Below are 22,470 nucleotides of genomic sequence, written 5' to 3'. Positions count from 1 at the left end.
CGATCTGGGTGCGATCACAACGGCGGATCGATCGCTTCGTCGTATTCCTTCTTGAAGCGCGCGATCAGCTCGGCCGCCGGCACGACCTTGTCGATGCTGCCGATGCCCTGGCCGCTTCCCCAGATCTCCTTCCAGGCCTTCGGCTTGGCGCGCTCGCCGGAGGCGTCGGTGCCGAAGTTCATCTTGGAGGGATCGGACGTCGGCAGATTTTCGGGGTCCATACCCGCCGCCAGGATCGAGGGCTTCAGATAATTGCCATGCACGCCGGTGAAGAGATTGGAATAGACGATGTCGTCGGCGCTCGAGCCCGCGATCATCTCCTTGTACTTCTCGACCGCATTGGCCTCCTTGGTCGCGATGAAGGCCGAACCGATATAGGCGAAGTCGGCCCCCAGGATGCGCGCTGCGCGGATTGCGTTGCCGTTGCCGATCGCACCCGACAGCGCGATCGGACCGTCGAACCATTTTCGTGTCTCGGCCACGAAGGCCAGCGGCGAGATGGTGCCGGCATGGCCGCCGGCGCCGGCCGCGACCAGGATCAGGCCGTCGGCGCCCTTCTCGATCGCCTTGTGCGCGAATTTCTGGTTGATCACGTCGTGGAAGACGATGCCGCCCCAGCCGTGCACGGCCTGGTTCAGCTCCTCGCGGGCGCCGAGCGACGAGATGATCATCGGCACCTTGTACTTGGCGCAGAGCTGCATGTCGTGGTCGAGCCGGTTGTTCGACTTGTGCACGATCTGGTTGACCGCGAACGGCGCCGACGGCCTGTCGGGATGGGCGCGGTCATAGGCCGCGAGCTCTTCGGTGATCCGCGCCAGCCATTCGTCCAGCAGCTCCGGCGGCCGCGCATTCAGCGCCGGAAACGAGCCGACCACACCCGCCTTGCACTGCGCGATCACGAGATCGGGCACCGAGATGATGAAGAGCGGCGAGCCGATCACGGGGATCGACAGGCGGCCCTTGAACAAGGCAGGCATGGACATTGCGGTACGATCCTCTCAGCCGGTCAAATTGAAGTTGGGAGCCATACCAACAAGGCAATCTTTCCACTGTCAAGTATTGCGTTTTGGCGCCGCAGCGGAGGCCATTGCCGCAATTCCAAGCAGCGGAATTCCTTCACCCCTTATTCCGGGGCGAGGCGGAGCATCGAGCTATGATGCGCGATTGCGCATCAGAGAATCCATCGGGCGTCAGCACGCGTGGCGAAATGGATTCCGGGCTCGCGCTTCGCGCGCCCGGAATGACAGCGACCGCCTACCCGATCAAATCCGGGTTGATCAGCCGCTCGAACGAGAACATCTCGTCCCACTTCTCCTGCGTCAGCAGCTTGCGTTCGGTCACGACGATCTGGTGCAGCGACTTGCCGGTCTTGTAGCCTTCGCGCGCGATCTCGGCGCATTGCTTGTAGCCGAGCAGCGGCTTCAGCACCGTGACGATGCCGAGCGAGTTCAGCACCATGTTGCGGGTGTGCTCCTCGTTGGCGGTGATGCCGACGACGCAATTCTCGCGCAGGCTGTTGACCGCGCGCTCCATGGTGCGGATCGAGAAGAACAGCGCGAAAGAGATCACCGGCTCCATCACGTTGAGCTGGAGCTGGCCGGCGCTTGCCGCCAGCGTCACCGTGGTATCGAGGCCGATGACGAGGAAGCTGGTCTGGTTGACGACTTCGGGAATGACCGGATTGACCTTGCCGGGCATGATCGAGGAGCCTGGCTGAAGCTGCGGCAGGTTGATCTCGTTCAAGCCCGCGCGCGGACCGGAAGCGAGCAGGCGGATGTCGTTGCAGATTTTCGTCAGCTTGCTGGCCGTGCGCTTGAGAACGCCGGAGAGCTGCACATAGGCGCCGGTGTCGGAGGTCGCCTCGACGAGATCGCCGGCGAGGATGAAATCGACGCCTGTGAGCGCGCTGAGGTGCCGGACGGCGAGCTTGGGATAACCGACCGCCGCCGTGACGGAGGTGCCGATCGCGGTGGCGCCGAGATTGATCTCGCGCAGCAGCGCGCGCGCTTCCGAGATGCGGTCGACCTCCTCGCCGATCGTGGTGCCCCAGCCCCGGAATTCCGCGCCGAGCGACATCGGCACCGCGTCCTGCAGATGCGTGCGGCCCATCTTCAGCACCCGCTCGAACTCGCGTCCCTTGGCGAAGAAGGCTTCCTGGAGCTGACGCAACGCCGTCATGTAGCTCTCGAGCCGCAGGATCAGGGCCAGCCGAAAGGCGGTCGGATAGGTGTCGTTGGTGGACTGGCCGTAATTGACGTGATCGTTCGGACTGACGTGCTGGTAGTCACCCTTGGCAAAGCCGAGCGATTCCAGCGCGAGGTTCGCGATCACCTCGTTGGCGTTCATGTTGGTCGACGTGCCGGCACCGCCCTGGATGAAATCGGTGACGAACTGATCCATCATGTCGCCCGCGATGACGCGGTCGCAGCCGAGGATGATGGCGTCCGCGACCTTGGCGTCGATCGCGCCGAGGTCGCGATTGGCCATCGCGGCGGCCTTCTTGACGTAACCGAGCGCCTTCACGAAGTAAGGCTCCTGGTTCATCGGAATGCCGGTGATGTGGAAGTTCTCCTTACCCCGGATGGTCTGGACGCCGTAATAGATGTCGTCGGCGATCTCACGCTGTCCGAGGAAGTCCTGCTCCGTGCGGCTCATGGGCGCTCCTTGGTTCTCGCGCGCCGGCCTTCAGTTCTGGCACAGCGCGCTGGTCACGAAAGTGTCGGTGCGGCAGTCGTCCGGTTTACGTTGCCGGCCCGGGATCAGGACCTTGGCCGAGCATTTTTCCGCGGAGTCGGCGTTCAGACTCTTGCCTTCCTTGTAGCCCTTGCCCTGGCAGAGCTGGTCGGCCGCCTGCTTGCAGTCGGGCGCGCCGTTCGCAGAGACCGGGCAGATCACGCGCCCCGACACCATGGTCGAAGGCTTGGCCAGCCGCGACAGGTCGTCCATGGTTTCACTGGGGCTTTTGATCGGCGGCAGGATCGAAGGCAGCTTGTCGAACAGCTTGCCCATTTCGTTGATCAGCCCGGGATTCTCCTCGCGCGCCGGCGGCGCCGAGGGAGCGGGCGTCGATGGCGACGGGCCGGCCTGCGCTCCCTGCTGCTGAAGGCCGAGCGCCGGCGGGGCGGATTGCGGCCGGGCCGTCCCTCCGGCAGCGAGCAGCAGCAGCAGCGCTGTCGACATCAGCGTCCCATGCCGTGCCGCCGGATTGCCGGATCGAACCATCATGACGACAACCGTAGCCGAAGCCGGCGCGGCGGCAAAGCGCCGCGGCTCTAGATCAGCTTGATGGCGATAACGAAGCCGAGCACCAGCACGATCGCGCCGAGCGCGACCCACAATCCGAGATGCCGCTCGATCCTGACCCGGATCCAGTCACCGTAGCGGTTGAGCAGGATCGCGACGACGAAGAAGCGTCCGCCGCGCGCGACGATCGAGCACAGGACGAACAGGAGGATGTTGTAGCCGGCAAAGCCCGAGGTGATGGTGACGAGCTTGTAGGGGATCGGCGTCAGTCCTTTGAGCAGGATGATGACCGCACCCCATTCCGCATAGGAGGCGCGGAAGGCGTCAACCTTGTCGGCGAGGCCGTAGACCTGGATCAGCCACTGGCCGACCGAGTCGAACAGCAGCGCGCCGATGGCGTAGCCGACGACGCCGCCGAGCACCGAGGTCACGGTGCAGATCGCGGCATAGAACCAGGCGCGCTGCGGCCGCGCCAGGGACATCGGAATCAGCATCACATCCGGCGGGACCGGAAAGAAGGAGCTTTCGGCGAAGGACACGATGCCCATGATCCAGAGCGCATAGGGCTTGTGGGCGGCGTCGATGCACCAGTCGTACATTCGTTTCAGCATGGCGCCGCGATGAAGCACCATGGGACGGATTTGTCCATCGCCAGTTTTTGAGCGATTTGTGACGCTTCTAGTGGCGCTTGCGCGCGGCACGGCCGTCGAGCGCGACAATAGGCCGCCGCGAGGCTATGCGCGGTGACGCGACTTTGGGCAATTTCGGCGGCGACTTCGGCAGTTTCTCGGCAATTCCGAGCATGTCCTCCCGCCGCGTCATTTCCCGCCAGACGTCCTCGGGGCGCACTCCGGCCGAAGCCCACAGCACGGTGAGATTGTAGAGCAGGTCGGCGCTTTCCCGGATCACGGCCTCGCTATCGCCATTGACCGCATCGATGACGACTTCGATGGCCTCTTCGGCGAGCTTCTTTGCCATTTTTGAGGGCCCACGCTGAAACAGCCGGGCCGTGCGCGATGTTGCCGGATCAAGGTCTCTGGCCGCGAGCACAGCGAGATATAGCCGCTCAAGCGAATCACTCATGGTACGCAAAACTACTCGAAACAAATGGCCGGCGTGTTAACACGCGGCAATGTAAGCAAAAAACAGGCCGCCGCGGCAAGCGCGACGGCCTGTTCGTCGATCAGAATGGCCGATCCGTCAATAGCAGCTGTAGCCGGAATAGCCGTGGGCGCAGGGGTTCTTGTAGCCGCCATAGGTGTAGCGGCGGCCCGAGTCGTAATAATAAGAACCATAGCCGGGGCCGCCGTAATAGGCCGGGCCGCCCTCGTAATAGTAAACCGGACCCGGATCATAGGCGTAGGCATTGCGGCTGGCTGCGATCGCGAGGCCGGTCGCGGCGAGGCCGAACATCGCGGCAGCAGCGGCGCCGCCGCCACCGCCATGCCAATGACGACCGCCCGCGTAAGAGGCGCTGGGTGCAGCGGCAGTCAGGGCCACCACGGCGGCCGTGGCCAGAACGGCCTTGCGGCCGACGAACTTCGAAAGGCTGTCAAACATGATCTGGACCCTCCTTGGGACCTCGGATTGTGCCTGACGACAGGCTGATGTCAGTCAAACACTCACCACCTAAGTAGGTTCCCCAACCCCAACACAAGCTGAACGGGGTTGCGTAACGATGCCGCAAGCCCGCTCATCCGCCGTTCATGTTCGCGCGCGCACGTTCGTCGCGGGCCGGCGCTTGCCAAGCGTCACGAAACCATAACAATGCGGGGCCGGCGCGACCGATGTCCGGATTCAAGACGATCGCCCTTCAGTGCCTGCTGGCCCTTGCAATCTCGTTCGCCGCATCGACGGTGCGCGAATGCATTGCGGCCGAGAGCGGCACTCCCTCGACCGCCATCCATTTCACCTTCGACCGTCCTATCGATGCGAGCATGGCGCCATTCTTCCTTGCGGCGAAGGACGGCAGGTTCGGCGCCGAGCATCTCAACGTGTCCTTCAACAGCGCGAGCGGATCGCCAGAGGCGCTCGCACGGCTCGCCAAAGGCGACAGCGAGCTCGCGCTCGTCGACATCAACGAGCTGATACGCTTTCGTGACAAGGACGACGCGGCGCCGGTCAAGGCCGTGTTCGTGCTGTTCGACCGCGCGCCTTACGCGATCGTCGCGCGCAAAAGCCGCGGCATCCGTCTCCTGCCCGACCTCGACGGCAAGACCGTCGGCGTTGCCGACGGCGATCTGTCGATGCGGCTGTGGCCGGCGCTGGCGCAGCAGAACGGCATCAAGGCATCGCACGTCAAATTCCACAAGATCAGTGCCGCGGTGCGCGAGCCGATCCTGTCAGCAGGACAGGTCGATGCCGTCGCCGGGTTCAGCTATCTCTCGGCGGTGAACCTACGCGATCGCGGCGTACCCGAAGCCGATCTCGTCGTGCTGCGCTATGCGGACTACGGCTGTGAGGCCTACGGCTTTGCCGTGGTCGCCAACACCGCCTTCGCCGCAGCGAAGCCGGATGCCGTGAAAGGCTTCGTCCGCGCCTTGATCGCGGGCATCACCGCGACGGCCAGGGAGCCGGCGCGTGCGGCGGAGGAGGCCGCGAGCCGCATCGACGACGGCGACCGCAATTTGGAGCTGAAGCGCCTGCACGCGGTCCTTGCCGACAATATCCTGACCGACGAGGTCAAGCGCAACGGCCTCGGCGGCGTCGAGCCGGCGCGCCTGGAACGTTCGATCGATCAGATCGCGCGGGACTTCAAATTCCGCAAACGGCCGACGGCTCGCGACGTCTTCGACGGCCAGTTCCTGCCGCCGCTGGCAGAGCGGCTGATCAAATGAGCAAAACTGAAAGCTTGCGCTGTATCTCGCGGCGGTCCCTGCTTAGAATGTGAGCTCCGTCGTCACCGAGTCCCCCGCCCGCATGTCCATTCTCCGACTCTACACCCGCGTTCTCGAGTTGCTCGGCAAGGAGGCGCGGCTGGGCTGGCTGCTCGCGGTCGCCAACCTCCTGCTGGCGGGATCCCAGTTCGCCGAGCCCGTGCTGTTCGGCCGGATCGTCGACGTGCTCTCGGGCAAGACCGTGGCCGGCTCGAGCTCGGCCTGGCCGTTCCTGGTCGCCTGGGTCGCGTTCGGACTGTTCACCATCGTCTGCAGCGCGCTGGTGGCCTTGCAGGCCGACCGGCTCTCGCATCGTCAGCGCCAGGCGGTGCTGACCGACTATTTCGAGCACATCCTGCAGCTGCCCTTGACCTTCCACTCCGGCACCCATTCCGGCCGGCTGATGAAGGTCATGCTCAACGGCACGGACGCGCTGTGGCGGCTGTGGCTCGGCTTTTTCCGCGAGCATTTTGCCGCGATCCTTTCGGTCCTGGTGCTGCTGCCGTTGTCGCTCTACCTGAACTGGCGGCTGGCGATCCTCCTGTTCGTGCTCTGCATCGTTTTCACGGCGCTGACCACCTTCGTGGTGCGCAGGACCTTCGGCATGCAGATGGCGGTCGAGGAGCACTACAGCGAGCTCTCCGCGCGCGCGTCTGATGCGCTCGGCAACGTCGCGCTGGTGCAGAGCTTCGTGCGCGTCGAATCCGAGGTCAAGGGGCTGCGCTCGGTCGCCGACGAGCTGCTGGCCGCGCAGATGCCGGTGTTGTCGTGGTGGGCGCTGGTCACGGTGATCACGCGCGCCTCCACCACCATCACGGTGCTCGCGATCTTCACCCTCGGCATCGCGTTGCACGACCAGGGCCTGACCTCGGTCGGCGAGATCGTGATGTTCGTGAGCTTCGCGACGCTGCTGATCCAGAAGCTCGAGCAGGTGGTCAGCTTCATCAACAACGTGTTCATGGAAGCTCCGCGGCTGCGCGAGTTCTTCAATGTGCTCGACGCCGTGCCCGCGGTGCACGACCGGCCCGACGCAATCGATGCCGGCAGGCTGTCGGGCCTCGTCGAGTTCCACGACGTCACGTTCTCCTATGACGGCAAGCGGCCGGCGATCGAGGACCTCACCTTCACCGCGCTGCCGGGCCAGACCATTGCGCTGGTCGGCCCGACCGGAGCCGGCAAGTCCACCGCGATTGCGCTCCTGCACCGGGCCTTCGATCCGCAATCCGGCGTCATCAAGATCGACGGCATGGACGTGCGCGGCGTCACGTTGACCTCGCTGCGGCGGAACATCGGTGTCGTGTTCCAGGAAGCGCTGCTGTTCAACCGCTCGATCGCGGAGAACTTGCGCGTCGGCAAGCCGGATGCGACCGAGGCCGAGATGCGTAAGGCGGCGGAGCGCGCGCAGGCGCTGGAATTCATCGAACGCAGCGGCGGCTTCGAGACCAATGCCGGCGAGCGCGGCCGCATGCTCTCCGGCGGCGAACGGCAGCGGCTCTCGATCGCCCGCGCCCTGCTGAAGGACCCGCCGATCCTGATCCTGGACGAGGCGACCTCCGCGCTCGACGCGGTCACCGAGGTCAAGGTGAACGCCGCTCTCGACGAAGTGATGAGGGGCCGCACCACCTTCGTGATCGCCCATCGCCTCTCCACCATCCGCAACGCCACGCGGATCCTGGTGTTCGAGAATGGACGGGTGATCGAAACCGGAACTTTCGATGAACTCGTGGCCAAAGGCGGCCATTTTGCCGAGATGGCCAAGGCCCAGTTCATGGTGCAGGAGAACGCACGGGCCAGCGTGACGGCCGCCGAGGCTGCCGCGACAGCTGTCAAATCCCCCTAGCAAGTCCCGAGAGGACCGTCGAAATTCGGCCTACTTCGTTGCGGAATACCGCGCCGATCCCCCTATTCTCGACGCACCAGCCGGTATAGGTTTGCGACGCCGCAAGCGGCGGCGCTGGATTTCAGAACCGACAATCAGATCACGAGAACCGGCCGTATCAGGCGGATCTCCAAGGACCGGAATCGGATAGTGCACGCCCTTCGCCCGCTGCTTCGCAAATCCCTGTTCAACCTGTTCGCTGCGACGCTCGCCTGTACCGCGATGCTCGCGCCGCGCACGGCGAGCGCCGAAGCGCTCCTGCTGATCGAGGCCGACAGCGGCAAGGTGCTGCAGGCCGAAAACGCGACCCTTCCCTGGTACCCGGCCTCCGTCACCAAGATCATGACCGCCTATGTGACGCTGAAGGCGGTCAAGGACGGCAGGCTGACGCTTGACACGCTGCTCACGGTGTCGCCGACCGCGGCCTCGCAATCGCCATCGAAGATGGGGTTCCGCCCGGGAACCCAAGTCACCGTCGACAACGCGCTGAAGATGATGATGGTCAAGTCGGCGAACGACATGGCCGTGGTGCTCGCCGAAGGCGTCAGCGGCTCGGTCGACGGCTTCTCCGCGGTGATGAACGACACCGCGAGGAAGCTCGGCATGGCGCAGACGAGCTATGTCAATCCGAACGGCCTGCCCGCCGAAGGCCAGATCACCTCTGCGCGCGACCTCGGCATCTTGGCGCGGTCTTTCCTGCGCGACCTGCCGGAATACGAGTACTACATGCATATCCCGGCGATCCGCTTCGGCAAGCGCGTCACCGGCAATTTCAACAAGCTGATCGGCCGCTATCCCGGCGCCGACGGGTTCAAGACCGGCTTCATCTGCGCCTCCGGCTACAACCTCGTCGCCTCGGCCACGCGCAACGGCCGCCGGCTGATCGCGGTGGTGCTCGGTGCAAACTCCGGCACGGCACGCGCGGTGAAGGCGGCGCAGCTGCTGGAGCGTGGCTTCGCTCCGGACAACCTCACCTGGCTGCGCCCCTCGCTCGGCACGGTCGACAATCTCGTGCCGGTCGATGCCACGCCGCCGAACCTGCGCGACGAGATGTGCGGACCCAACCGCAAGCGGCCGGCCAGCGACGACGACGATGCGCTGATTGCGGCCAGTGGCGGCGCGACCGGATCGGGCTCCGCCACCGGCGGCGCGGCCCAGTTCACCTTCTTCACGGCAGGCCTGCAGCCGCCGCTGATGAAAGCTTCCGAGCTGATGGCCTCGGCTGCGGCTCCGACCGAGCCCGTGCTGGTCTATACCGGCCCGACCCGCACCGGCACCGCCCTGATTGCCGCTGTGGCAGCCGATGCCGACCAGCAGGCCGCGTCCAAGCCGCGCGCCAAGAAGCCGCGCGTCGCCAAGAAGCCAGACGCCGCCGACAAGCCGGCCGATAAGCCCAAGGACACCAAGACCGCGGCGGCCAAGCCGGATGCCAAGCCGACTGACGGCAAGGCGGCCAAGCCGGCCACGCCCCAACCGGCCGCAACCAAGCCGGCTGGCGCCAAGCATGCCGCGACCAAGCCGGATGCGGTGGCGAAGCCCGCCGAGAAGCCTTCGGCCGGCGGCGATCAGGCGGCGAAGCCCGCAAAGCCCAAGGCAGCGACGACCCCCGCTGCGACGAAGCCTCCCGCCGCGGCCAAGCCGGCCAACAACAGTTAACGCCGCTCGGCACTAAACCGCAGCCCCGCTTCGCACCTGCGGCAGCACCGTTTTGCGACGATTCCAGTAGCGACGGCCCGACCTTTGCCCTAAGCCACGACGGCTTGCCACCCGTTCCGGCAAGCTGGATACTGGCGACAACGAGGCAAGCCCGAGAACAACGGGCCCTGGTCAATGAGGGGAGTCTTCCATGGAGCGCATCTGGCTCAAGCAATATCCGCCCGGCGTGCCTGCCGATATCGAGCCGACGCAATACGCATCGCTGGTCGACCTGCTGGAGGAGAGCTTCACCAAGTTCGCCGACCGCAAGGCATTCATCTGCATGGACAAGTCGATCAGCTATCGCGACCTCGACCAGATGTCGGTCGCGCTTGCCGCTTACTTGCAGGGCCGCGGGCTGCAGCGCGGCGCGCGTATCGCCATCATGATGCCGAACGTGCTGCAATACCCGGTCGCGACGGCCGCCGTGCTGCGCGCCGGTTTCGCGGTGGTCAACGTCAACCCGCTCTATACGCCGCGCGAGCTCGAGCACCAGCTGAAGGATTCGGGCGCCGAAGCGATCATCGTGCTGGAGAACTTCGCCCACACCGTCGAGCAGGTGATCGCGAAGACGCAGGTGAAGCACGTCATCGTCGCCAGCATGGGAGACCTGCTCGGCTTCAAGGGCGTGATCGTCAACCTCGTCGTCCGCCGGGTCAAAAAGATGGTACCGGCCTGGTCGTTGCCGGGCTCGGTCTCCTTCAACGACGCGCTGTCCGCCGGCCGCGGCATGACGTTCAACAAGCCGAAGCTGTCGCCCGGTGACGTCGCCTTCCTGCAATATACCGGCGGCACCACCGGCGTCTCCAAGGGCGCCACGTTGCTTCATCGCAACATCGTCGCCAACGTCTTGCAGAACGATGCCTGGCTGCAGCCGGCGCTCGCTTCGCCGCCGCATGTCGAGCAGCTCATGATCGTCTGCGCGCTGCCGCTCTATCACATCTTCGCGCTGACGGCCTGTTATCTGCTGGCTGTGCGCGCCGGCGGCTGCAACCTGCTGATCCCGAACCCGCGCGACATACCCGGCTTTATCAAGGAGCTGGCGAAATACCAGGTCAACACCTTCCCGGCCGTGAACACGCTCTACAACGCCTTGATGAACCATCCCGACTTCAAGAAGCTCGACTTCTCCAAGCTGAAGATCTCGAACGGCGGCGGCATGGCGGTGCAGCGCCCCGTTGCCGAGCAATGGAAGAACATCACGGGCTGCAGCATCGCCGAGGGCTACGGCCTGTCGGAGACGTCGCCTGTCCTGACCTGCAATCCGCCCACGGCGACCGAGTTCGCCGGCTCGATCGGCATCCCCGTGCCGTCGACTTACATCTCGATCCGGGACGACGAGGGCAACGAGGTCCCGCTCGGCCAGGCGGGCGAGATCTGCGCCAAGGGCCCGCAGGTGATGTCCGGCTACTGGAACAGGCCGGAAGAGACCGCCAAGGTGATGACCGCGGACGGCTATTTCCGCACCGGCGACATCGGCGTGATGGACGAGAGGGGCTATATCAAGATCGTCGACCGCAAGAAGGACATGATCCTGGTCTCCGGCTTCAACGTCTATCCGAACGAGGTCGAGGAAGTCATCGCGAGCCATCCAGGCGTGCTCGAATGCGCCGTGATCGGCATCCCCGATTCCAAGTCGGGCGAAGCGGTGAAGGCCTTCGTGGTGAAGAAGGACCCGAACCTCACGGCGGATGCCGTGATCAAGTTCTGTCACGACCAGCTCACCGGCTACAAGGTGCCCAAGCACGTCGAATTCCGCAATGACCTGCCGAAGACCAATGTCGGCAAGATCCTGCGTCGGCAGCTGCGCGACGAGAAGAAGGCGGAGGCGGCGTAAGGCGCCCTCCGTTCATGGCTGACGCCCGCGACATCACGCCATCAGGCGTTCTCGCCTTCTGGCGAGAGGCCGGGCGCCAACGCTGGTACGAGCGCAGCGATGATTTCGATGCGGAGATACGACGCCGCTTTCTCTCGCTGTGGCAGAAGGCGGCCGCCGGCGAGCTTGCCTCATGGGAGACAAGCGACGACGGCGTGCTGGCACTCGTCATCGTGCTCGACCAGTTTCCCCGCAACATGTTTCGCGGCACGCCGCAGGCCTTTGCCAGCGACGCACAGGCGCGCGACGTCGCCCGCCGCGCCATCGCGCGCGGCGTCGATCGCAGGGTCGATCCCCTCCTGCTCGAATTCCTCTATTTGCCCTTCATGCATTCCGAGCACCTAGCCGACCAGTTGCACTGCGTCGCGCTGTTTCAGAACACCGACAATACCGAAAGCCTGAAATACGCGCGCGACCACGCCGATATCATCGCGCGGTTCGGCCGCTTTCCCCACCGCAACCGTCTCCTCGGCCGCGACACCACCGAGGAGGAGCAGGCCTTCCTCGACGGCGGCGGTTTTGCCGGCTGATGACATCACGGTGAACGGCCGCCATCCTCGCCGCTTCCGCCACTGGCAATATTGTGCAGGCCCGCCGCCCGGTCTAAAAAGCGGGACCGATTTTCAGGGAGACTGACGATGGCGATCCAGATTGGCGACAAGCTGCCCGAGGCGAAATTCCGCGTGATGACGGCGGAAGGCCCGCAGGTGAAGACCACCGACGACATCTTCAAGGGCAAGAAGGTGGCGCTGTTCGCGGTCCCCGGCGCCTATACCGGCACCTGCCACAAGATGCATCTGCCGAGCATCTTCCTCAACGCCTATGCCATGAAGGACAAGGGTGTCGACACCATCGCCATCGTCTCCGTCAACGACGCCTTCGTCATGAACGCCTGGAAGCGCGACACCGACCAGCGCGACGAGGCCGTCTTCCTCGCCGACGGCAATGCCGACTTCACCAAGGCGATCGGCATGGAGCTGGACGCCTCCGCCAACGGCCTCGGCATCCGCTCCAAGCGCTATTCGATGCTGATCGAGGACGGCGTGGTCAAGAAGCTGAACCTCGAGGCGATGCCCGGCAAGGTCGAGGTCTCCGGCGGCGATACGCTGCTCGGGCAGCTGTGAGGCGCCACCGGTCTTAGCCACACATGACGCTGTCATGCCCCGCGAAGGCGGGGCATCCAGTACGCCGAGGCTTCTCGGTTGAATCAGAAACGTATCGGAGTACTGGATCGCCCGGTCAAGCCGGGCGATGACAGTGGTGAATGAGGCGACGATGGCGCCCCCTACTCCCTCACCCGCTGCTGCAACCGCGCCATGACGATGCCGTCGCGCGCCAGCTGGTCGGCGCGCTCGTTCTCGGGGTGGCCGGCGTGGCCCTTGACCCAGTGCCAGCGGACCTCGTGCTGCTTCAGCGCTGCGTCGAGGCGCTGCCATAGCTCGACATTCTTCACCGGCTTCTTGTCGGCGGTGCGCCAGCCGTTGCGCTTCCAGCCGAAGATCCAGCCGGTGATGCCCTGCCGGACATACTGGCTGTCGGTGTAGAGGTCGACCGTGCACGGCCGCTTCAGCGCTTCGAGCGCCGAAATCGCCGCCATCAATTCCATCTGGTTGTTGGTGGTGTGCGGCTGGCCGCCGTTCAGCTCTTTCTCCTTGTCGCCGAACTTCAGGATCGCGCCCCAGCCGCCCGGCCCGGGATTTCCGGAGCAGGCGCCGTCGGTATAGATCGTGACATTGGGTAGCTCGCTCACGCCACCAGCCCCGACGGCATCAGCCCATAATCGCGCACGCTCGTCACGCTCTGATGGAAGCGCAGCTTGCGGACATACTCGAGCGGATCCTTCGGCTTGACCAGCGCGCCTGCGGGCACGTTGAGCCAGTCGACCAGCCGCGTCAGCAGGAAGCGGATCGCCGCGCCCCGCGCCAGCAGCGGCAGCGCGGCCTCTTCGGCTTCGCTCAGCTTGCGCACCCGGCCATAGGCGTTGAGGAAGGCACGCGCCTTGGTGACGTTGAAGGAATGATCCGGCTCGAAGCACCAGGCGTTGAGGCAGATCGCGACGTCATAGGCCAGCATGTCGTTGCAGGCGAAGGTGAAGTCGATGATCCCCGAGAGCTTGTCGCCGAGGAAAAAGACGTTGTCGTTGAAAAGGTCGGCGTGGATCACGCCTTCGGGCAGGTTGCTCGGCCAGACGCCGCTCGAGAGATAATCAAGTTCGGCGGCAAGAAAATCGCGCAGACCGGGCTGCACCTCGTCGGCGCGGCTTGAAGCTGCGTCGAACAGCGGTCGCCAGCCGGAAACCGAGAGCGCATTGGTGCGCTTGATCGCAAAATTCGCGCCTGCCAGATGCATCTTCGCCAGCCCCTCGCCGACCCCGGCGCAATGGGTCGCGTTCGGCTTGCGCGGCCAGACGCCTTCGAGGAAGGTGATGATCGCTGCGGGCCGGCCTGCCAGCTCGCGCAGCGCCTCGCCGTCTCTTGCCTTCACAGGCAGCGGACAATTGACGCCGTGCTCGGCCAGATGCGTCATCAGCGCGAGAAAGAACGGCAGATCGTTCCTTGCCACGCGCTTTTCGTACAGCGTGAGGATGAACGAGCCTTTGCTTGTGTGCAGCAGGAAGTTGGAATTTTCGACGCCCTCGGCGATGCCCTTGTAGGAGAGCAATTCGCCGAGATCGTATTGCTTCAGGAAATCCGCAAGCTCGTCGGCGGCGACGTCGGTGTAGACCGCCATCAAGGTCTACTCGGCGGCAGCTTCGGGGCGCACCTGACGCGGCAACGGGAAGAACTCGTTCTCTTCCGCGGCCGAGACCGTCTCCACGTGCAGCGTGTAGCGCTCGGCGAAGGCGTCCATGATCTCCTCGACGATCACCTCAGGCGCGGACGCGCCAGCGGTGATGCCAAGGCTCTTGATGTTGCCGAACCTGCTCCAGTCGAGGTCCGCGGCGCGCTGCGCCAGCACCGCGATCTTGCAGCCCTCGCGCTCGGCAACCTCGCGCAGGCGCTGCGAGTTCGACGAGTTGGGAGCACCGACCACGATGAGCGCGTCCACCACCGGCGCCACCTTCTTCACCGCGAGCTGGCGGTTGGTGGTGGCGTAGCAGATGTCTTCCTTGTGCGGCCCGTTGATGTTGGGGAAGCGTTCCTTGAGCAACGCGACGATCTCCGCGGTGTCGTCGATCGACAGTGTGGTCTGCGTCACGAAGGCGAGGTTGTTGGGGTCCTTCGGCGTGATGGTCTTGGCATCCTCGGCGGTCTCGATCAGGGTCACTGCGCCGGGCGGCAGCTGGCCGAGCGTGCCGACTACCTCGGGATGGTGGGAATGGCCGATCAGGAAGATCTCGCGGCCGCGCTTGAAATGGATCGCGGCCTCGCGATGCACCTTGGTCACCAGCGGGCAAGTCGCATCCAGCGAGAACAGGTTGCGGGACTGGGCGTCGGCCGGAACCGATTTCGGTACGCCATGGGCCGAGAACACCACCGGGGCGGTGGTATTCTCGGGGATTTCGGCGAGCTCCTCGACGAAGATGGCGCCCTTCTTCTTCAACCCATCGACGACGTACTTGTTGTGCACAATCTCGTGGCGAACATAGACGGGGGCGCCGTACTTATCGAGCGCCCGTTCCACGGTGTCGATCGCCCGGACCACCCCGGCACAGAAGCCGCGGGGAGAACAAAGCACGATCTTGAGGTCTGGTTTGGCTGACATTGAGCGATCTCGGGACCGAATCACCCGATCGCGTTCTGCCGGGGCGGTCGATGGATGGGAATTTGGCTTAAAACTGTCGGCTTGAACCTTACAGCGGTTCAAAGGGAATTGGGCCCCCTTTCGGGCGGTGTCAAGGCACTATCTATAGCAGAACCATTGCATGGCTACCCCCTCCGGGCTTATATAGCGCGAATTCCCTGTCATCGCTGATGACCACCGGTTTCGCCTCCAGAGGGGTGGGCGAAGCACAAAGGAGATTTGCCATGAGCAACGCACCTCTGATGCCCAAGGCGACCGCCGTTTGGCTGCTCGACAACACCGCGCTGACCTTCGACCAGGTCGCCGATTTCACCAAGATGCATCCCCTCGAGGTGCGCGCCATCGCCGACGGCGACGCCGCCCAGGGCATCAAGGGCATGGATCCCCTCTCCAATGGCCAGCTGACCCGCGAGGAAATCGAGAAGGGCGAGAAGAACCCGGACTACCGGCTCCGCCTCCAGGAGAGCAAGGTGGTGCTGCCGCCCCAGCCCAAGCGCAAGGGCCCGCGTTATACCCCGGTCTCGCGCCGCCATGAGCGCCCGAGCGCCATCCTCTGGCTGCTGCGCAACCATGCGGAGCTCAAGGACGCCCAGATCATGCGCCTGGTCGGCACCACCAAGAGCACGATCGCGAGCGTGCGCGACCGTACCCACTGGAACACCTCGGCGCTGACCCCGATCGACCCGGTCACGCTCGGCCTGTGCTCGCAGATCGAGCTCGATTTCGAGGTGCAGCGCGCGGCGAAGGAGAAGCCGATCGACGCAGCCTATGGCGGCGCCACCCTGCTGCCGGCCTCCGAGACCACCCGCAAGGACGAGTACGAGCCCGCGGAGAAGTCCAGCGACGACCTCAACGTCGACGCCGTGTTCGCCAAGCTGAAGACGCTCGGCGGCAAGAAGCACGAGGACGAGGAGGAGTAATTCCTCCCGTTCATCCACCATCAACGCAAACGCGGCAGGAAAACCTGCCGCGTTTTGTTTGTACGCCCGAGCTGGGCTTCAGGTCAGAACTTGTAGGTCACACCCGCGCCGACCAGCCACGGATCGATATGCGCGGTGCCGGTGACCGGCAGGCCGGAGACGATGGCGCTGTAGTTCGGGCGCAGCCAGAGCTTCTTGACGTCGACATTGAGACCCCAGTGCCGGTCGATCATGTAGTCGAAGCCGAACTGGACGGCGCCGCCCCAGGCGTTGCTGACGTGCAGGTTGGTGGTGGTGGCGACGATCGCGGGCGGACCGGCGATCGCGGAAGGCGCATTGGCCGCGGAATTGTTGAAGAACACGGTGTAGTTCACGCCCGCGCCGACATACGGCTTGAACGCGCCGAACTGGTCGAAGTGATATTGCAGCGTCAGCGTCGGCGGCAGCAGCGTGGTCTTGCCGATCGGCAGATTCGCGAGCGAGCCGGTGCCGCTGATCGAATGCCTGGTCACGCCCAGGATCAATTCGGCAGCGATGTTCTTGGTGAAGAAATAGCTGATGTCGAGCTCGGGGACGACCTGGTCGCTGATCGACAGGCCTGAATTCGGCGACGACAGCGAAGGCACGCCCGCGACATTGACGGTGCTCCCGCCCGCATCCGGCAATACGCCGAGCACCCGCAGGCGGATCATCCACGGATTGAACGCCTCCACCGGCACCGGCGCCTTGTAGACCGGCAGATCTGCCGCCTGCACTGATGCAAAAGTGCCCACGAGCATCGCGCCGAGCGTCGCGACCCGCGCCAAGTTTCTTATCGTTCCATCCATTTTCAATCCCCTTCAACCATGTCGACGCGTCGTTGCGCGACATCAGCGTCAGAGCAGAAAGAGAATGGTGAAGGATTTGATGCCGATCAAACCAGGACTATCGCGACGCGATTTGGCCCCGGCGTTGCAGATGTGTCACGGAAACCGCGAATGCAAAGCGGGTGGCGCGGCAGCATAGTGCCGCAGCTCACATCACGGGCGCACGGGGTTGTTCAGCATGTACTCGCCGAGATCGCGCTGGCGGCGGTCGGCGCGCGCGGTGGCCGCGTTGCGCTGGACGTCGCGGTCCTTGCGGCAAGCCACGTAATCCGGCGAGCCCTGCGCATAGCCGCGGCTCTGGCAGACGGCGTCGTCATCATCGCCGCTCGCCGCCACCGGATTCTGGTAGCGTGCCGAGCAGGCGGAGAGAGCGACGGCGAGAGCTAAGGCGGTCAGCAGGCGTGGCGCGGCGGCAAGTGGCATACGAGGTTCCCTATCGGCCGGCCCTGTTTAGCGCGGAATGCGGAGATTGTAAGTCCCTGGACGCCGTTCCACGCTCGCTGTCGTTCCCCGCGAAGGCGGGCGATGACAGTGGAGAGCGGTGAGCAACGCCCTTCCCGCCCCGGGATGAGGCTTCGCCTCACATCCGTCCCTTCAGCGCCTCGCCGATCTCCTCGAGTGCCTTGGGATCCTCGATCGTCGCCGGCATGGTCCAGGAGTCTCCGTCGGCGATCTTCTTGATAGTGCCGCGCAGAATCTTTCCGGAGCGCGTCTTGGGCAGGCGGCCGACGGTGATGGCGAGCTTGAACGCGGCAACCGGGCCGAGCTTGTCGCGCACCAGCGCGACGATCTCCTTCTCGATCTCGGCGGGCGGGCGCTTCACGCCTGCCTTCAGCACCAGGAAGCCGCACGGCACCTCGCCCTTGATCGCATCCTTGACGCCGAGCACGGCGCATTCGGCGACATCGGGATGCGAGGCCAGGATCTCCTCCATGCCGCCGGTGGAGAGGCGATGCCCGGCGACGTTGATGATGTCGTCGGTGCGGCCCATCACGAAGATATAGCCGTCCTCGTCCTTGTAGCCGGCGTCGGAGGTTTTGTAATAGCCGGGGAATTCGCTCAGGTAAGCCTCCTTGAAGCGCGCGTCCTGATTCCACAGCGTCGGCAGGCAGCCCGGCGGCATCGGCAGCCTGATGACGATCGAGCCCATGGTGTTGGGGCCGACCGGCTTTGCCGCTTCGTCGACGACATCGACCTGATAGCCCGGCATCGGCACCGTCGGCGAGCCGTGCTTCACCGGCAGCATGCCGAGGCCGACCGGATTGCCGGCGATGCACCAGCCGGTCTCGGTCTGCCACCAATGGTCGATCACCGGTACCTTCAGCTGCTGCTCCGCCCATTCCACGGTCGGCGGATCGGCGCGCTCGCCGGCGAGGAACAGGGTACGTAATTTCGAGAGGTCGTACTGCCGGATGAATTTCCCTTCCGGGTCTTCCTTGCGGATGGCGCGGAAGGCCGTCGGCGCGGTGAAGAAGGCCACCGCCTTGTGCTCGGAGATCACGCGCCAGAACGCGCCGGCGTCGGGCGTGCCGACCGGCTTGCCCTCGTACATGATCGTGGTCGCGCCATGCAGCAGCGGGCCGTAAACGATGTAGCTGTGGCCGACCACCCAGCCGATGTCGGAGCCGCACCACCAGACCTCGCCCGGCTTGACGCCATAGAGGTTGAACATCGACCATTTCACCGCGACGAGATGCCCGCCATTGTCGCGCACGACGCCCTTCGGCACGCCTGTTGTGCCCGAGGTATAGAGGATGTAGAGCGGGTCTGTCGCGGCGACAGGCACGCAAGCCGCGCGCTTGCCGTCGTTCAGCGCCTTGCGGCGCAGGCTGGCCCAGTCGTAATCGCGGCTCGGCGTCATCTCGCAGGTGAGCTGCGGACGCTGCAGCACGATGCAGGCCTTCGGCTTGCTGCTGGCAAGCTTGATCGCCTCGTCGAGCAGCGGCTTGTACTGCACGATGCGGCCGGGCTCGATGCCGCAGCTGGCGGACAGGATCAGCTTGGGCTGCGCATCGTCGATGCGGGTGGCAAGCTCCTTCGCGGCAAAGCCGCCGAACACCACCGAGTGCACCGCACCGAGCCGCGCGCAGGCGAGCATCGCGACCACCGCCTCCGGCACCATCGGCATATAGAGGATGACACGATCGCCTTTGGCGACACCGAAATCCTGCATGATTGCGGCGAGCGCCTGGACCTCGTTCAGCAGTTCAGCATAGGTGAACTTGGTGACCGAGCCCGTCAGCGGCGAATCATGGATCAGCGCGACCTGGTCGGCGCGCCCCCGTTCGACGTGGCGGTCGAGGGCGTTGTAGCAGGTGTTGACGACGCCGCCGGCGAACCAGCGGCCGTAGGTTCCTTGCGAGGGATCGAAGACCTTGGTCGCAGGCTCGATCCAGTCGATCTCCTTCGCCGCCTCGGCCCAGAAGCCCTCGGGATCGGCCAGCGAGCGCGCATGGACTTCATGATAGCTGCTTTTGCCCTGGATATTCATTCCCGCGCTCCCGTTCCCTTTATTCACCTGGCTTGAACCTCGTGGCAGGACAGGCGCCCCGCCATGACCAGGATCAATTGCCGGCCTTGTTTGGAGCCATTTTCCCGGGAACGGGCCGCGGTTCAAGCTGAAAAGGATGGGTTTTTTTGGCGGAGGCGCGCGGCTGCGGCACGGGCGGTGCGCTCCCTCTCCCCGTTCTTACGGGGAGAGGGTTGGGGTGAGGGGCTGCATCCGCAATCATCGTGCAAATTGGACTCGCAGAGAGTCCCCTCACCCGGAATTTGCTGACGCAAATTCCGGCCTCTCCCCGCAGGCGGGGAGAGGCGAAGAAGAGCCTCTCAGCTCTCCATCGCGTTCAGCCGCTGCAAGCGGTCCTGCATGATCCTCTTCAGATCGTATCCGGGGCGGCGGAAGCTCGCATTGCGCGTCGTGAGGAACTCGCGCTGGGTCTTGCGCAGGTCGCTAGCGGAACGTCCTTTGGAAGCCCTCAGCACGCGTTCATAGGTCTCGGCGATCTGACGGTCGAGCACGCCGAGCTGCGGATCGGCGCAGATCACTTTCTCGACCTCACGCTTGGCGGTGGCGCACTTGAAGGACGGACCGCTATCGTCGGCCGAGCGCGCATGCATTGGGCCCGGCGACGCCGCGCCGAACCTGGCGATCTCGGCAATCATGCTGCGGCGGCCGTTCGCTGCATTCTCATTGCCGGGATCCAGCTTCAGCGCCGTCTCATAATCGGCAAGCGCCTTCTTGCGCTCGCCCATCTTCTTGTAGAGCACCGCGCGGTTGTTGTAGGTCTTGGCGAAATTCGGATCGAGCTTCAGCGCAGCCTCGTAGTCGCTCAGCGCCGCCCCGAGCTCGCCTTTGAACTGGTAGGAGTCGCCGCGGTTTGTCAGGAAGTTGGCGCGCTGCTCCCGCCGGATCGCCTGGTCGTAATCGGCAATCGCCTTGTCGTACTCGCCCATCGCAGCATAGGTCAGGCCGCGGTTGTCGTAATATTCCGGCACCTTCGGGTCGAGCCTGATCGCCTCGCCGTCGTCGGCGACCGCCTTGTCGAGCTGGCCGAGCTTCTTGTAGGCCGCGCCGCGATTGGTGTAGGTGCGCGCGCGGTCGGGATCGAGCCGCAGCGCCTCGTCGAAATTTCTGATCGCCTTCTCGTTGTCGCCGCCGAGATAATAGGCCACACCACGGTCGGACCAGGCTTGCGCATCGTCCGGCTTCAGCTTGATCGCCTGGTCGTAATCGGCGAGTGCGCGGTCGAGGCGGCGCTGATTGGTGTAGACGACGCCGCGCAGCTCGTAAGCTTCGGCATCCTGCGGGTCGAGCTCGATCGCCTTGGTCAGATCCGCCGCGGCGCGGTTGAGATCGCCGCCGGCCTCGCGCAGGAGATCGCCGCGCACGCGCCAAGCCTTCGCGTTCTTGCCGTCGAGCGCGATGGCGCGGTCGAGATCCCGCAGCGCCTGTGACTGGCCTCCAAGGGTCTGCGCATTGGCTTCGGCGCGGACGACGAGGGCCGCGCTGCGTTCGGCGGCCGAATTGGCGGTCTGGTCGATGATGGCGCTGCACGCGGAGATCAACTCGACCGGGGCGGCCTTGCTTCCCAGCACGCACTCGGTGCTCGCCGCGGCGGGAGCCGCGAGAACGAAACTCATGGCCGCGCCGAGAAAGAGGGCGCGAAGCGAGATTTTGGCAGGCGAAAGCGCTTGCGCGGAGGCGTGAGTGCCGCACATGACATAGGGCTCCGTGACGTCGGGTTCTCACCGTTGTCGCAGCTGGCAAGCGATGGGTTCAAACCGGGCCTGGGAGGGACGGAGCGCTGCCGGCTCTCCCTCGCCCTGCTTGGGCAGGACTATCGCATATGAGATGTGGCTATGGGCACCGGCTGCTTCCACAGCGTCATGGCCGGGCTCGTCCCGGCCATCCACGCCTTTTCACACGGCACAAAGAACGTGGATGCCCGGGACAAGCCCGGGCATGACGACCCCTGCAATATTCAAATGCGATTGCCCTGCCGCTTGCGGGGAGAGGCGAAAATCTCAATATCCATCCACACCGTTCAGCCGCTGCAAGCGCTGCTGCATCGCCTTCTTCAGGTCGTATCCCGGCCGGCCGAAATCGGCATTGCGGTGCGCGACGAACTCGAGCTGCTCGCGCTGGAGCGCTTTGACCTCGGCCGCATTGCGCGCCTCCCGGATCGCACGGGCATTGGAGGCAAAGACCTCGCGATCGAGATCGGCGAGCTCGCGATTGCCGCAGATCGCCCGTTCCACCGCCCGACGCGCTCGCCCGCAATTGAAGCTGGGCTTGCCGGCGACCGCCATCTGCGCGCCGATCCGCTCGATCTCGCGCGCCATCGCCTTGTGATTGGCTTTGGCCTTCTCGTGGTTCGGATCGATCCTGAGCGCTGCGCCGAAATCCTGCACCGCCTTCGGCTTGTCACACTTCTTCAGCCAGAGTTCGCCGCGCGCATTGAAGACGTCGGCAAGGCCGGGATCGAGCAGAAGAGCACGGCTGTCGTCGGCGATGGCATGGTCCACCTGATTGTGCCGCGCATAGAGCGCACCGCGCGCGATCAGAGCCTTGATCAGATCGGCCTTCGTCGTCTTCTCGTTGTCGATCACTTCGGCGCAGGCAGTGGCGGCCTTGTCCATGTCATCGGCTGCGGCCGCGGCGAGGCAGGGCGCGACATCGACCTGCGTCACAGCCACCGGCTCGCCGCCGGTCGCGGCATCGGCCGGGGCGAACGATAGCGCATAGAGCAGTCCGGCGCCGATCAGCTGAATGAGAAAACGCATGCGTTGCAGTCGAAGCCTTGTCGTCGATGTTAAGCTCTTGCCTTGAAGCCGCACTATCCATCATACGGCCGGATTGGTGCTAGCT

The 22,470-nt window shown here is 64.8% G+C and carries 21 protein-coding genes; 7 read left to right on the top strand and 14 right to left on the bottom strand.

Features of this window, described 5'->3' with window-relative positions; translation table 11 throughout:
- Positions 1 to 14 precede the first annotated feature (14 nt).
- From I6F09_RS08200 to I6F09_RS08175, 6 genes are all read right to left on the bottom strand, one after another.
- Positions 15 to 983, bottom strand: a complete 969-nt coding sequence (locus tag I6F09_RS08200; protein WP_225140946.1) for a nitronate monooxygenase family protein — start codon at positions 981 to 983, stop codon at positions 15 to 17.
- Positions 984 to 1,254: 271 nt separating this feature from the next.
- Positions 1,255 to 2,655 carry an aspartate ammonia-lyase gene (locus tag I6F09_RS08195; RefSeq protein WP_035997546.1) on the bottom strand — a complete coding sequence of 467 codons (1,401 nt, stop codon included), beginning with the start codon at positions 2,653 to 2,655 and terminating at the stop codon, positions 1,255 to 1,257.
- Between the two features lie 30 nt (positions 2,656 to 2,685).
- Positions 2,686 to 3,225 carry a hypothetical protein gene (locus I6F09_RS08190; RefSeq protein WP_035997543.1) on the bottom strand — a complete coding sequence of 180 codons (540 nt, stop codon included), beginning with the start codon at positions 3,223 to 3,225 and terminating at the stop codon, positions 2,686 to 2,688.
- 47 nt (positions 3,226 to 3,272) lie between these two features.
- Positions 3,273 to 3,875: a YqaA family protein gene (locus I6F09_RS08185; protein ID WP_081492862.1), complete on the bottom strand. Its 603-nt coding sequence runs from the start codon at positions 3,873 to 3,875 to the stop codon at positions 3,273 to 3,275.
- A 46-nt stretch (positions 3,876 to 3,921) separates the two neighbouring features.
- On the bottom strand, positions 3,922 to 4,326 hold the full coding sequence (gene hisE, locus I6F09_RS08180; protein ID WP_035997540.1) for a phosphoribosyl-ATP diphosphatase: 405 nt from the start codon (positions 4,324 to 4,326) through the stop codon (positions 3,922 to 3,924).
- Between the two features lie 117 nt (positions 4,327 to 4,443).
- Positions 4,444 to 4,803: a hypothetical protein gene (locus I6F09_RS08175; RefSeq protein ID WP_035997537.1), complete on the bottom strand. Its 360-nt coding sequence runs from the start codon at positions 4,801 to 4,803 to the stop codon at positions 4,444 to 4,446.
- Positions 4,804 to 5,030: 227 nt separating this feature from the next.
- On the opposite strand from I6F09_RS08175, the gene I6F09_RS08170 reads away from it, so the two are divergent.
- From I6F09_RS08170 to I6F09_RS08145, 6 genes are all read left to right on the top strand, one after another.
- Positions 5,031 to 6,080 carry an ABC transporter substrate-binding protein gene (locus tag I6F09_RS08170; protein WP_225187847.1) on the top strand — a complete coding sequence of 350 codons (1,050 nt, stop codon included), beginning with the start codon at positions 5,031 to 5,033 and terminating at the stop codon, positions 6,078 to 6,080.
- An 82-nt stretch (positions 6,081 to 6,162) separates the two neighbouring features.
- Entirely contained in the window at positions 6,163 to 7,959 is a 1,797-nt protein-coding gene (locus tag I6F09_RS08165) for a glucan ABC transporter ATP-binding protein/ permease (RefSeq protein ID WP_036021230.1), read from the top strand.
- 189 nt (positions 7,960 to 8,148) lie between these two features.
- Positions 8,149 to 9,654, top strand: coding sequence for a D-alanyl-D-alanine carboxypeptidase family protein (locus I6F09_RS08160; RefSeq protein ID WP_109142350.1), 1,506 nt, complete (start codon positions 8,149 to 8,151; stop codon positions 9,652 to 9,654).
- 190 nt (positions 9,655 to 9,844) lie between these two features.
- Positions 9,845 to 11,530, top strand: a complete 1,686-nt coding sequence (locus I6F09_RS08155; protein ID WP_035997514.1) for a long-chain fatty acid--CoA ligase — start codon at positions 9,845 to 9,847, stop codon at positions 11,528 to 11,530.
- A 14-nt stretch (positions 11,531 to 11,544) separates the two neighbouring features.
- Positions 11,545 to 12,099, top strand: coding sequence for a DUF924 family protein (locus I6F09_RS08150; RefSeq protein ID WP_057028257.1), 555 nt, complete (start codon positions 11,545 to 11,547; stop codon positions 12,097 to 12,099).
- Between the two features lie 108 nt (positions 12,100 to 12,207).
- Positions 12,208 to 12,693 carry a peroxiredoxin gene (locus I6F09_RS08145; RefSeq protein WP_028180275.1) on the top strand — a complete coding sequence of 162 codons (486 nt, stop codon included), beginning with the start codon at positions 12,208 to 12,210 and terminating at the stop codon, positions 12,691 to 12,693.
- A 161-nt stretch (positions 12,694 to 12,854) separates the two neighbouring features.
- Here I6F09_RS08145 and rnhA read toward each other — a convergent pair whose 3' ends face one another.
- The 3 genes from rnhA to ispH are packed head-to-tail and all read right to left on the bottom strand — an operon-like array spanning position 12,855 to position 15,274.
- Positions 12,855 to 13,319 (bottom strand): ribonuclease HI, encoded by a 465-nt coding sequence (rnhA, locus tag I6F09_RS08140; RefSeq protein WP_035997507.1) that lies wholly within the window; start codon positions 13,317 to 13,319, stop codon positions 12,855 to 12,857.
- The gene (locus tag I6F09_RS08135) at positions 13,316 to 14,299 is read right to left on the bottom strand and encodes a homoserine kinase (protein ID WP_035997505.1); all 984 of its coding nucleotides are present in this window, start codon (positions 14,297 to 14,299) and stop codon (positions 13,316 to 13,318) included. Before I6F09_RS08135 ends, rnhA begins: the two co-directional genes overlap by 4 nt.
- A gap of 6 nt (positions 14,300 to 14,305) precedes the next feature.
- Positions 14,306 to 15,274, bottom strand: a complete 969-nt coding sequence (ispH, locus tag I6F09_RS08130) for a 4-hydroxy-3-methylbut-2-enyl diphosphate reductase (protein WP_036036458.1) — start codon at positions 15,272 to 15,274, stop codon at positions 14,306 to 14,308.
- Between the two features lie 263 nt (positions 15,275 to 15,537).
- Here ispH and I6F09_RS08125 point away from each other — a divergent pair, with 263 nt between their 5' ends.
- Entirely contained in the window at positions 15,538 to 16,233 is a 696-nt protein-coding gene (locus I6F09_RS08125; RefSeq protein WP_035997500.1) for a cell cycle transcriptional regulator TrcR, read from the top strand.
- An 83-nt stretch (positions 16,234 to 16,316) separates the two neighbouring features.
- On the opposite strand, the gene I6F09_RS08120 is transcribed toward I6F09_RS08125, so the two are convergent.
- The 5 genes from I6F09_RS08120 to I6F09_RS08100 form a co-directional block, all read right to left on the bottom strand.
- Entirely contained in the window at positions 16,317 to 17,060 is a 744-nt protein-coding gene (locus I6F09_RS08120) for an OmpW family outer membrane protein (RefSeq protein WP_225187846.1), read from the bottom strand.
- A gap of 192 nt (positions 17,061 to 17,252) precedes the next feature.
- Positions 17,253 to 17,522: a hypothetical protein gene (locus tag I6F09_RS08115; protein WP_057028262.1), complete on the bottom strand. Its 270-nt coding sequence runs from the start codon at positions 17,520 to 17,522 to the stop codon at positions 17,253 to 17,255.
- A gap of 157 nt (positions 17,523 to 17,679) precedes the next feature.
- On the bottom strand, positions 17,680 to 19,590 hold the full coding sequence (locus I6F09_RS08110) for a propionyl-CoA synthetase (protein WP_225187845.1): 1,911 nt from the start codon (positions 19,588 to 19,590) through the stop codon (positions 17,680 to 17,682).
- A gap of 338 nt (positions 19,591 to 19,928) precedes the next feature.
- Positions 19,929 to 21,320, bottom strand: a complete 1,392-nt coding sequence (locus I6F09_RS08105) for a tetratricopeptide repeat protein (protein ID WP_036021203.1) — start codon at positions 21,318 to 21,320, stop codon at positions 19,929 to 19,931.
- A gap of 306 nt (positions 21,321 to 21,626) precedes the next feature.
- Positions 21,627 to 22,385: a hypothetical protein gene (locus tag I6F09_RS08100; RefSeq protein WP_225187844.1), complete on the bottom strand. Its 759-nt coding sequence runs from the start codon at positions 22,383 to 22,385 to the stop codon at positions 21,627 to 21,629.
- Positions 22,386 to 22,470 lie beyond the last annotated feature (85 nt).

This window comes from Bradyrhizobium sp. IC3195, from assembly GCF_020193585.1.
Lineage (GTDB): Bacteria > Pseudomonadota > Alphaproteobacteria > Rhizobiales > Xanthobacteraceae > Bradyrhizobium > Bradyrhizobium yuanmingense.
This window is presented reverse-complemented; position numbering and strand designations above follow the sequence as displayed.

Bases quoted from the DNA above. Each gene is read 5' to 3' on its own strand.
- I6F09_RS08155 (WP_035997514.1), top strand. From the start codon at position 9,845: ATGGAGCGCATCTGGCTCAAGCAATATCCGCCCGGCGTGCCTGCCGAT.
- I6F09_RS08150 (WP_057028257.1), top strand. From the start codon at position 11,545: ATGGCTGACGCCCGCGACATCACGCCATCAGGCGTTCTCGCCTTCTGG.
- ispH (WP_036036458.1), bottom strand. From the start codon at position 15,274: ATGTCAGCCAAACCAGACCTCAAGATCGTGCTTTGTTCTCCCCGCGGC.
- hisE (WP_035997540.1), bottom strand. From the start codon at position 4,326: ATGAGTGATTCGCTTGAGCGGCTATATCTCGCTGTGCTCGCGGCCAGA.
- I6F09_RS08115 (WP_057028262.1), bottom strand. From the start codon at position 17,522: ATGCCACTTGCCGCCGCGCCACGCCTGCTGACCGCCTTAGCTCTCGCC.
- I6F09_RS08105 (WP_036021203.1), bottom strand. From the start codon at position 21,320: ATGTGCGGCACTCACGCCTCCGCGCAAGCGCTTTCGCCTGCCAAAATC.
- I6F09_RS08165 (WP_036021230.1), top strand. From the start codon at position 6,163: ATGTCCATTCTCCGACTCTACACCCGCGTTCTCGAGTTGCTCGGCAAG.
- I6F09_RS08120 (WP_225187846.1), bottom strand. From the start codon at position 17,060: ATGGATGGAACGATAAGAAACTTGGCGCGGGTCGCGACGCTCGGCGCG.
- I6F09_RS08185 (WP_081492862.1), bottom strand. From the start codon at position 3,875: ATGGTGCTTCATCGCGGCGCCATGCTGAAACGAATGTACGACTGGTGC.
- I6F09_RS08175 (WP_035997537.1), bottom strand. From the start codon at position 4,803: ATGTTTGACAGCCTTTCGAAGTTCGTCGGCCGCAAGGCCGTTCTGGCC.
- I6F09_RS08145 (WP_028180275.1), top strand. From the start codon at position 12,208: ATGGCGATCCAGATTGGCGACAAGCTGCCCGAGGCGAAATTCCGCGTG.
- I6F09_RS08195 (WP_035997546.1), bottom strand. From the start codon at position 2,655: ATGAGCCGCACGGAGCAGGACTTCCTCGGACAGCGTGAGATCGCCGAC.
- I6F09_RS08170 (WP_225187847.1), top strand. From the start codon at position 5,031: ATGTCCGGATTCAAGACGATCGCCCTTCAGTGCCTGCTGGCCCTTGCA.
- I6F09_RS08135 (WP_035997505.1), bottom strand. From the start codon at position 14,299: ATGGCGGTCTACACCGACGTCGCCGCCGACGAGCTTGCGGATTTCCTG.
- I6F09_RS08190 (WP_035997543.1), bottom strand. From the start codon at position 3,225: ATGATGGTTCGATCCGGCAATCCGGCGGCACGGCATGGGACGCTGATG.
- I6F09_RS08100 (WP_225187844.1), bottom strand. From the start codon at position 22,385: ATGCGTTTTCTCATTCAGCTGATCGGCGCCGGACTGCTCTATGCGCTA.
- I6F09_RS08200 (WP_225140946.1), bottom strand. From the start codon at position 983: ATGTCCATGCCTGCCTTGTTCAAGGGCCGCCTGTCGATCCCCGTGATC.
- I6F09_RS08125 (WP_035997500.1), top strand. From the start codon at position 15,538: ATGAGCAACGCACCTCTGATGCCCAAGGCGACCGCCGTTTGGCTGCTC.
- I6F09_RS08110 (WP_225187845.1), bottom strand. From the start codon at position 19,590: ATGAATATCCAGGGCAAAAGCAGCTATCATGAAGTCCATGCGCGCTCG.